The organism is Streptomyces sp. SID486 (assembly GCF_009865385.1).
Lineage (GTDB): Bacteria > Actinomycetota > Actinomycetes > Streptomycetales > Streptomycetaceae > Streptomyces.
Genome location: NZ_WWJT01000720.1, coordinates 14,802 through 24,957, shown reverse-complemented (window position 1 = coordinate 24,957; position 10,156 = coordinate 14,802). Strand labels below are relative to the sequence as shown.

Annotated in this window: 5 protein-coding genes; 4 read left to right on the top strand and 1 reads right to left on the bottom strand. The window is 70.9% G+C overall.

What is annotated here, in order from left to right; genetic code table 11:
* Positions 1-14: 14 nt before the first annotated feature.
* The 4 genes from nuoL to recQ all read left to right on the top strand — a co-directional run bounded on the left by nuoL (position 15) and on the right by recQ (position 7,353).
* The gene (nuoL, locus tag GT045_RS33490) at positions 15-1,961 is read left to right on the top strand and encodes an NADH-quinone oxidoreductase subunit L (RefSeq protein ID WP_161336498.1); all 1,947 of its coding nucleotides are present in this window, start codon (positions 15-17) and stop codon (positions 1,959-1,961) included.
* 5 nt (positions 1,962-1,966) lie between these two features.
* Positions 1,967-3,538, top strand: a complete 1,572-nt coding sequence (locus GT045_RS33485) for an NADH-quinone oxidoreductase subunit M (protein ID WP_161336497.1) — start codon at positions 1,967-1,969, stop codon at positions 3,536-3,538.
* Positions 3,535-5,184 carry an NADH-quinone oxidoreductase subunit NuoN gene (gene nuoN, locus GT045_RS33480; protein ID WP_161336496.1) on the top strand — a complete coding sequence of 550 codons (1,650 nt, stop codon included), beginning with the start codon at positions 3,535-3,537 and terminating at the stop codon, positions 5,182-5,184. Before GT045_RS33485 ends, nuoN begins: the two co-directional genes overlap by 4 nt.
* A 210-nt stretch (positions 5,185-5,394) precedes the next feature.
* A complete protein-coding gene (gene recQ / locus GT045_RS33475; RefSeq protein WP_237539072.1) occupies positions 5,395-7,353 on the top strand; it encodes a DNA helicase RecQ in 1,959 nt (652 codons plus the stop codon).
* A gap of 31 nt (positions 7,354-7,384) precedes the next feature.
* Here recQ and GT045_RS33470 read toward each other — a convergent pair whose 3' ends face one another.
* A complete protein-coding gene (locus GT045_RS33470; protein WP_161336494.1) occupies positions 7,385-10,156 on the bottom strand; it encodes a fumarate reductase/succinate dehydrogenase flavoprotein subunit in 2,772 nt (923 codons plus the stop codon).

The following is a 10,156-nucleotide window of genomic DNA, read 5'->3' as shown; positions in this document are numbered from 1 at the left end:
GGGTCGGAAGAATCGTGGAGAACCTGATCGCGCTGCTCATCGCGGCGCCCCTGCTCGGAGCGGCCGTCCTGTTGACCGGCGGCCGGCGCCTGGACCGCGTCGGCCACTGGATCGGCACGCTCCTGTCGACCGCCTCCTTCGCGTTCGGCCTGATCCTCTTCGCCGACCTGCTCGGCAAGGGCGCCGAACACCGCACGCTCGTCAAGCACCTCTTCAGCTGGGTGCCGGTGGCCGGCTTCCAGGCGGACGTCACCTTCCGCCTGGACCAGCTGTCGATGACGTTCGTCCTGCTCATCACGGGCGTCGGCTCGCTGATCCACCTGTACTCGGTCGGGTACATGGAGCACGACGAGCGGCGCCGCCGCTTCTTCGGCTACCTGAACCTGTTCCTCGCGGCGATGCTGCTGCTCGTCCTCGCCGACAACTACCTGCTGCTATACGTCGGCTGGGAGGGTGTCGGCCTCGCCTCGTACCTGCTGATCGGCTTCTGGCAGCACAAGCCCAGCGCCGCCACGGCCGCGAAGAAGGCATTCCTGGTCAACCGCGTCGGCGACATGGGCCTGTCGATCGCGATCATGCTGATGTTCACCACCTTCGGCGGCTTCGCCTTCGGCCCGGTCCTCAGCCACACCGGTGACGCCTCCGAGGGCAAGCTCACCGCGATCGGCCTGATGCTGCTGCTGGCCGCCTGCGGCAAGTCCGCCCAGGTGCCGCTGCAGTCCTGGCTCGGGGACGCCATGGAGGGCCCGACCCCGGTCTCGGCCCTGATCCACGCCGCGACGATGGTGACCGCGGGCGTCTACCTGATCGTCCGCTCCGGCGCCATCTTCAACGCCGCCCCCGACGCCCAGCTGGTCGTCACCGTCGTCGGCGCGGTCACGCTCCTGTTCGGTGCGATCGTCGGTTGCGCCAAGGACGACATCAAGAAGGCGCTGGCCGGATCGACCATGTCGCAGATCGGCTACATGGTCCTCGCGGCCGGTCTCGGCCCCATCGGCTACGTCTTCGCGATCATGCACCTGGTGACGCACGGCTTCTTCAAGGCCGGGCTGTTCCTCGGTGCCGGTTCCGTGATGCACGGCATGAACGACGAGGTCGACATGCGCCGCTACGGCGGCCTGCGCAAGTACATGCCGGTCACGTTCATCACGTTCGGCCTCGGCTACCTCGCCATCATCGGCTTCCCGGGCCTGTCCGGCTTCTTCTCCAAGGACAAGATCATCGAGGCGGCGTTCGCCAAGGGCGGCACCGAGGGCTGGATCCTCGGCGGCACGGCCCTGCTGGGCGCGGCCATCACCGCCTTCTACATGACGCGCGTGATGCTGATGACGTTCTTCGGGGAGGAGCGTTGGAGGAACCAACCCACCCGCTCGCCGCAGGCGCCGAGCGCCGAGCCCGCCGCCGAGACGCGCGGTGAGCACGGCGAGCCGCACCCGCACGAGTCCCCGAAGGTCATGACGATCCCCATGATCGTGCTGGCCGTCGGTTCCGTCTTCGGCGGTGCCTTCTTCAGCATCGGCGACCGCTTCCTGCACTGGCTGGAGCCGGTCACCGGGCACAGCGAGGGCGACTCCCCGCTGAGCGCGGCGGCGGTCACCGCGGCGACCATGGTCTGCCTGGTCGTCGGCGTCGGCATCGCCTGGGCCCAGTACGGCCGCAAGCCCGTCCCGGCCGTCGCCCCGCGCGGCTCGCTGCTGACCCGCGCGGCCCGCCGCGACCTGCTCCAGGACGACTTCAACCACGTGGTCCTGGTACGCGGCGGCGAGCACCTGACGCGCTCGCTGGTGTACGTCGACCACACCCTGGTCGACGGCGTCGTCAACGGCACGGCGGCCGGCTTCGGCGGTCTCTCCGGGCGGCTGCGCCGGCTCCAGAACGGCTTCGCCCGCTCCTACGCGGTCTCGATGTTCGGCGGCGCGGCACTGCTGGTCGCCGCGACCCTGCTGATGAGGGCGGTCTGATACCGATGTCCTTTCCTCTGCTGACAGCGACGGCGGCGCTCCCGGCCCTGGGGGCCGTCGCCACGGCCGCCGTACCGGCCAAACAGCGCACCGCCGCCAAGTGGCTGGCACTGCTCGTCTCCCTCGCCACGCTCGCCCTCGCGATCGTCGTCCTCGTCCGCTTCGACCCGGACGGCGCCCGCTACCAGCTCGCCGAGAACCACGCCTGGATCAAGGACTTCGGGGTCAGGTACGAGCTGGGCGTCGACGGCATCGCGGTGGCGCTGATCGCGCTCACCGCCCTGCTGATCCCGTTCATCATCCTCGCGGGCTGGCACGACGCGGACCCGCTGGAGACCGGCAGCCGGCGCTGGCGGCCCACCCAGGGCTTCTTCGCGCTGATCCTGGCGGTCGAGGCGATGGTGGTGATCTCCTTCGAGGCCACCGACGTCTTCGTCTTCTACATCTTCTTCGAAGCCATGCTCATCCCGATGTACTTCCTCATCGGCGGCTTCGGGGACCGTGCCCACGAGCACGGCGAGGAGACGGCCGCCACCCAGCGGTCGTACGCCGCGGTGAAGTTCCTCCTGTACAACCTGGTCGGCGGTCTGATCATGCTGGCCGCGGTGATCGGCCTCTACGTGGTCGCCGGAAACTTCAGCCTCCAGCAGATCGCCGAAGCCCGCGCGAACGGCTCGCTGCACATGGCGACCGGCACCGAACGCTGGCTGTTCCTCGGTTTCTTCTTCGCCTTCGCGGTCAAGGCGCCGCTGTGGCCGCTGCACACCTGGCTGCCCAACGCCATGCAGGAGTCCACCGCGCCGGTCGCCGTCCTCATCACCGCGGTCGTCGACAAGGTGGGCACGTTCGCGATGCTCCGCTTCTGCCTCCAGCTGTTCCCCGAGGCCAGCAAGTGGGCAACGCCCGTGATCCTCGTACTGGCGCTCATCAGCATCGTCTACGGCGCGCTGCTCGCCGTCGGCCAGCGGGACATCAAACGGCTGGTCGCCTACGCGTCGATCTCGCACTTCGGCTTCATCGTCATGGGCATCTTCGCGATGACCAGCCAGGGCCAGTCCGGTGCCACGCTCTACATGGTCAACCACGGCATCTCCACGGCCGCGCTGATGCTGGTCGCCGGCTTCCTGATCTCCCGGCGCGGCTCGCGGCTCATCACCGACTACGGAGGGGTGCAGAAAGTCGCCCCGGTGCTCGCCGGTACCTTCCTGATCGGCGGCCTGGCCACCCTCTCGCTGCCCGGACTCGCGCCGTTCGTGAGCGAGTTCCTGGTCCTGGTCGGCACGTTCACGCGCTACCCGGTGATCGGCATCATCGCCACGTTCGGCATCGTGCTCGCCGCGCTGTACGTCCTCGTCCTGTACCAGCGGACGATGACGGGCCCGGTGAAACCGGAGGTCTCCGCGATGCCCGACCTCCGCGCGCGCGAGCTGGTGGTCGTCGCCCCGCTGATCGTCCTGCTGATCTTCCTGGGCGTCTACCCGAAGCCCGTCACGGACATCGTCAACCCGGCGGTCAAGCAGACCATGTCCGACGTACACAAGAAGGACCCCAAGCCCGAGGTGGAGGCGGCCAAGTGAGCGCATCAGCCGTCCACAGCCTGTGGACAACAGCGGCCGACCCGATCTCCAAGATCGACGCGCCGAAGATCGAATACGGACAATTGTCGCCGACGCTGATCGTCATCGGCGCCGCGCTGGTCGGGGTCCTCATCGAGGCGTTCGTACCGCGCAGGTCCCGCTACTACGCGCAGGTGTTCGTGTCCGCCGTAGCCCTGTGCGCCGCGTTCGCCGCGGTCGTCGCGCTGGCGGCCGACGGATTCGGCACCACCAAGGCACACATCGCGGCCATGGGCGCGATCGCCGTCGACGGCCCGGCCCTCTTCCTGCAGGGCACCATCCTGCTGGCCGGCCTCGTCGGCCTGTTCACCTTCGCCGAACGGCGCCTGGACCCGGCGGCGCACGGCAACCGCGTCGACTCCTTCGCCGCCCAGGCCGCCTCCGTACCCGGCAGCGACAGCGAGAAGGCGGCGGTGAAGGCCGGCTTCACCACCACCGAGGTCTTCCCGCTCCTGCTCTTCGCGATCGGCGGCATGCTCGTCTTCCCCGCCGCCAACGACCTGCTGACCCTGTTCGTGGCCCTGGAGGTGCTCTCCCTCCCGCTGTACCTGCTGTGCGCGCTGGCCCGCCGCAAGCGGCTCATGTCGCAGGAGGCCGCGGTCAAGTACTTCCTGCTCGGCGCGTTCGCCTCGGCGTTCACGCTGTTCGGCATCGCCCTGCTCTACGGCTACGCGGGCTCGGTGTCCTACGCGCGCATCGCCCAGGTCGTCGACGGCACGGCCACCGACATCGACCCGGCACTCGCCGGCACCATGGGCAACGACGCCCTGCTGCTGATCGGCGCCGCCATGCTCGTCATGGGCCTGCTGTTCAAGGTCGGCGCGGTGCCGTTCCACATGTGGACCCCCGACGTCTACCAGGGCGCGCCCACCCCCGTCACCGGCTTCATGGCGGCGGCGACGAAGGTGGCCGCCTTCGGCGCGCTGCTCCGCCTGCTCTACGTCGTCCTGCCCGGGCTGCGCTGGGACTGGCGGCCGGTCATGTGGGCCGTGGCGATCATCACCATGCTGGGCGGTGCGATCGTCGCCATCACACAGACCGACATCAAGCGGCTGCTGGCGTACTCGTCCATCGCGCACGCCGGCTTCATCCTCGCGGGTGTCATCGCCACGTCGAAGGACGGCGTGTCGTCGGTCCTCTTCTACCTGGCGGGCTACTCCTTCGTGACGATCGGCGCCTTCGCGGTGGTCACGCTGGTGCGGGACGCGGGCGGCGAGGCCACCCACCTGTCCAAGTGGGCCGGCCTCGGCCGCCGCTCGCCGCTGGTGGCGGCCGTGTTCGCGGTGTTCCTGCTGGCCTTCGCCGGCATCCCGCTGACCTCCGGGTTCGCGGGCAAGTTCGCCGTCTTCAAGGCGGCGGCGGACGGCGGCGCCGTCCCACTGGTCGTGGTCGGTGTGATCTCCTCGGCCATCGCCGCGTTCTTCTACATCCGGGTGATCGTGCTGATGTTCTTCAGCGAGCCCAGGCCGGAAGGACCGACCGTCGCCGTGCCGTCCCCGCTGACCATGACGACGATCGGCGTGGGCGTGGCGGCGACGCTGGTCCTCGGCGTGGCGCCCCAGTACTTCCTGGACCTCGCGAGCCAGGCGGGCGTCTTCGTGCGCTGACCGCACCGCGGACCCACCGCTGCCCGGCACCCCCGCTTCCGGAGGGTGCCGGGCAGCGGCGCGTCACGGCACCCCACGGGTCCGGCGAGCCTGTGGACAACTCCGGGGGCTGTCGGTCCGGACCCCTATGGTGGAGGCAGCGGTCGAGAGACGACACACGGGGGACCGACGGGGGACAGGACGATGGGCGTGACGGGCGGGATCAGGGAGATGCCACAGGTGACCGAGGTACCGGACGCGACCGACAGCGAGGCGCTGGCCACACTGCACCGGGTCTTCGGATACGACGCCTTCCGGGGCGAACAGCAGGAGATCATCGAGCACGTGGTGGCGGGCGGCGACGCCCTCGTCCTCATGCCGACCGGCGGCGGCAAGTCGCTGTGCTACCAGATCCCCGCCCTGGTCAGACCAGGTACCGGCGTGGTGATCTCGCCGCTGATCGCCCTCATGCAGGACCAGGTGGACGCCCTGCGCGCCCTCGGCGTCCGGGCCGGCTTCATGAACTCCACCCAGGACTTCGACGAGCGGCGCACGGTGGAGGCCGAGTACCTGGCCGGCGAGCTGGACCTGCTCTACCTGGCCCCGGAGCGCCTCCGCCTGGACTCCACACGGGACCTGCTCGCCCGCGGCAAGATCTCCGTCTTCGCGATCGACGAGGCGCACTGCGTCTCCCAGTGGGGCCACGACTTCCGCCCCGACTACCTCGCCCTGTCCCTGCTCGGCGAGCGCTGGCCGGACGTCCCGCGGATCGCCCTCACCGCCACCGCCACCCGCGCCACCCACGAAGAGATCACCCAGCGGCTGAACCTGCCGACGGCCCGCCACTTCGTCGCCAGCTTCGACCGGCCCAACATCCAGTACCGGATCGTGCCCAAGGCCGACCCCAAGAAGCAGCTGCTCGCCTTCCTCCGCGAGGAGCACGCGGGCGACGCCGGCATCGTGTACTGCCTCTCGCGCAACTCGGTCGAGCGAACGGCGGAGTTCCTGACCGCCAACGGCATCGACGCGGTGCCGTACCACGCGGGCCTGGAAGCGGCCACGCGCGCGGCACACCAGTCCCGGTTCCTGCGCGAGGACGGCCTGGTCGTCGTGGCCACCATCGCCTTCGGCATGGGCATCGACAAGCCCGACGTACGCTTCGTCGCCCACCTGGACCTGCCCAAATCGATCGAGGGCTACTACCAGGAGACCGGCCGTGCGGGCCGCGACGGCCTGCCGTCCACGGCCTGGATGGCGTACGGCCTCAACGACGTCATACAGCAGCGCAAGCTGATCCAGTCCGGCGAGGGTGACGAGGCGTTCCGCCGCCGGGCCGCCTCCCACCTCGACGCCATGCTCGCGCTCTGCGAGACCGCCCAGTGCCGACGCGGCCAGCTCCTCGCCTACTTCGGCCAGGACCCCGACACCAAGGGCTGCGGCAACTGCGACACCTGCCTCACCCCGCCGGAGACCTGGGACGGCACGGTCGCCGCGCAGAAGGCGCTGTCCACGGTGGTGCGGCTGCAGCGGGAACGCGGACAGAAGTTCGGCGCCACGCAGATCATCGACATCCTGCTCGGCAAGCGCACCGGCAAGGTGATCCAGTTCGACCACGACCAGCTGTCCGTCTTCGGTATCGGCCAGGACCTCACCGAGACCGAATGGCGAGGCGTCGTCCGGCAACTGCTGGCACAGGGACTCCTCGCGGTCGAAGGGGAGTACGGCACGCTGGTGCTCACGGAGGCGAGCGGCTCGGTGCTGCGGCGCGAACGCGAGGTACCGCTGCGTAAGGAGCCGAAGAAGCCGGCCGCGTCCCGGTCCCGCTCCACCGGTGCCTCCGCGGGCGCCGGCAAGACCAAGGCCGCCGCGGCCGAACTGCCCGACACGCTGCTCCCCGCCTTCGAGGCCCTGCGGGCCTGGCGCGCCGAGCAGGCCCGGGAACAGGGCGTCCCGGCGTACGTCATCTTCCACGACGCCACCCTGCGGGAGATCGTCACCCGGTGGCCCGGTTCGGTGCGGGAACTGGGCACGGTGGGCGGCGTCGGCGAGAAGAAGCTGGCGACGTACGGGGAAGGCGTGCTCGAGGTGCTGGCCTCCCTGGACGGGGGAGCCCCGGCCCCCGCCGGCGACGCTCCGGACGCCGACTGGCCCGAGCCGGCCGACGAGCCGGAGCCGGACGACTGGATATAGCCCGGCCCGGCCGCCCGGTGAGGTGCGGGGCTCACAGCCCCCGTGCCGCGTAGGCCCGGACGTCCGCGTCCGAGTCGGCCGTGGCCGTGGCGAGGGCCGCGCGCGCCTCGGTCGTGGCGCGGTGCCGGCTCAGGGCCAGGACCGCCGCCTTGCGGACATCGGCGTTCGGGTCGGCGAGGGCCTTGGCGAGAGCGGGGACGGCCGTGCCGGCGGGTGCGGCCGACAGCCCGGTCGCGGCGCCGGACCGGACCTGCCAGGCCGGATCCGACAGCGCGGACACGGCACGGGCGGCGAGCGGAGGCGGGCAGCCGGTGGCCGCCAGCGCGCCGAGTGCCGCGCCGCGCACCAGCGGGTCACCGTCCTCGGTGAGCCGGTCCAGGGCGGCGGCCAGCAGCTCCCGGTCGGAGGCGCCCGCCGCCCCCGAGCCGACGGTGGCCAGGGACTTGGCCACGGTGACCCGGACCTCCCGGGAGGGATCGTCCGCCGCGCCCGCCAGTGCCCGGACCGCGTCGACCGAGACGAGCGCCCGTACGGCCTCCGTCCGGACGGCGATGTCGGGATCGTCCAGCGCCGCCGCGAACACCGCGGTCTCGCCGAGCCGCAGGGCGCGCAGCACATCGAGGGCGGCTGCGCGGACCACCGGGTCGGACTGGGCCAGCGCCGCGGTGAGGGCGGCACCCAGGGCGGGTTCGGCAGGCAGTGTCTCGACGAGCTCGCGCAGTGAGGCCGCGGCGGTCGCCCGTACCTCGGCATCGGGGTCGGTGAGCGCACCGGCGAGGGCCTGCCCGGTGCCGGGGGGCAGGGTCTCCGTGAGCACCGAGACGGCCGTACGCCGGACCGCGGGATCGGAGTCGCCCAGGTAGGACTCGATCTCGGCGAGTTCGGGCTCCGCCTCGGCCAGCTCCAGCAGCTCCAGCAGCCGGGGCGAAGCGGAACCGCCGCCGCCCGCCCGGTCCACGGAACCGGCGGCCCGCGCGGGCGCGGGCACCGAGGCCACCGGCGCCACCTCACGAGGCCCGGCCGTGTCCACATGCTCGGGACGGACCTCGCCCAGATACCGGGAGGGACCGCCGACAGGCGTGAACTCCTCCACCGCGACCAGATAAGGAGCCACGGGCCGGGCCGTGAACTCCATCGCACCAGAGGGGGACTTGTGCAGATCGAGATGATGGAACCAGGAGGCGTCGTCACGCCCTGGGTGGTCGAGACGTTCGTGGTAGAGGCCCCAGCGGGACTCCGTACGGGCCAGCGACGCGCGGGCGGCCATCTCCGCGCAGTCGCGTATGAAGGTGACCTCGGCGCAGCGCATCAGCTCGTGCGGGGTGCGGGCACCCATCGCGCCGATGTCGGCGTGCATCCGCTCGAACGCCTCCAGCGCCAGGGAGAGCCGCGCACCGGACTTCGGCGGTGCCACGTAGTCGTTCACGAAGCGGCGCAGCTTGTACTCGACCTGGGGCTGCGGCGGACCGTCCGGGTTGCGCAGCGGACGGTAGATCAACTCGTGCGCCTCACGCACCTGGTCCGCGGGAAGCTCACCGGTGTACGCCGTGCAGCGTGCGGCGTCCGCGCCGGCGAGGTCGCCGAAGACGAAGGCGCCGATCATGTAGTTGTGCGGGACGCAGGCGAGGTCGCCGGCCGCGTACAGGCCGGGCACGGTCGTACGCGCGTGGTCGTCGACGCGGACGCCGGAGGCGGAGTGGCCGCCGCACAGACCGATCTCGGAGATGTGCATCTCGACGTCATGGGTGCGGTAGTCGTGCCCGCGTCCGGCGTGGAAGGTACCGCGGGTGGGCCGCTCGGTGGAGTGCAGGATCGACTCCAGCGCGGAGACCGACTCCTCGGGCAGGTGACTGAGCTTGAGGTAGACCGGGCCGCGGTCGCTGGCGACCTCGGCAGCGAACTCGGCCATCATCTGCCCGGACCAGTAGTCGGAGTCGACGAAGCGCTCGCCGTGCCGGTTGACCTGGTAGCCACCGAAGGGGTTGGCGACGTAGGCGCAGGCCGGACCGTTGTAGTCCTTGATCAACGGGTTGATCTGGAAGCACTCGATACCGGTCAGCTCGGCGCCCGCGTGGTAGGCCATGGCGTACCCGTCACCGGCGTTGGTGGGGTTCTCGTAGGTGCCGTAGAGGTAACCGGAGGCGGGCAGGCCCAGCCGGCCGCAGGCACCGGTCGCGAGGATCACCGCCCCCGCCCGGACGGTGACGAACGCACCGGTACGGGTGTTGAACCCGACGGCCCCCACGGCGCGCCCCGCCGCGGTGAGCACCCGGACCGGCATCACCCGGTTCTCGATCCGGATCCGCTCCCGCATCTCGCGCCGCCGCAGCTGCCGGTACAGGACCTTCTTGACATCCTTGCCCTCTGGCATCGGCAGTACGTACGAGCCGGAGCGATGGACCTGGCGGACCGCGTACTCGCCGTGCTCGTCCTTCTCGAACTTGACCCCGTACGACTCCAGCCGCTGCACCATCGCGAAGCCACGCGTAGCGGTCTGGCGGACGGTGGACTGGTCGACGATGCCGTCGTTGGCGCGGGTGATCTCGGCGACGTAGTCGTCGGGCTCGGCGCGGCCGGGGATGACCGCGTTGTTGACGCCGTCCATGCCCATGGCGAGCGCCCCGGAGTGCCGCACGTGGGCCTTCTCCAGCAGCAGGACGTTCGCGCCGCGCTCGGCGGCGGTCAGGGCGGCCATGGTGCCGGCGGTGCCGCCGCCGATGACCAGGACGTCGCAGATCAGCTCCTCGGCGTCGGTGACGGCGGGGATCTCCAGGGAGGTGGGCGCGGGGATGGTCACCGGCAT

Bases quoted from the DNA above. Each gene is read 5' to 3' on its own strand.
- GT045_RS33485 (WP_161336497.1), top strand. From the start codon at position 1,967: ATGTCCTTTCCTCTGCTGACAGCGACGGCGGCGCTCCCGGCCCTGGGG.
- recQ (WP_237539072.1), top strand. From the start codon at position 5,395: ATGCCACAGGTGACCGAGGTACCGGACGCGACCGACAGCGAGGCGCTG.
- GT045_RS33470 (WP_161336494.1), bottom strand. From the start codon at position 10,156: ATGCCGGTGACCATCCCCGCGCCCACCTCCCTGGAGATCCCCGCCGTC.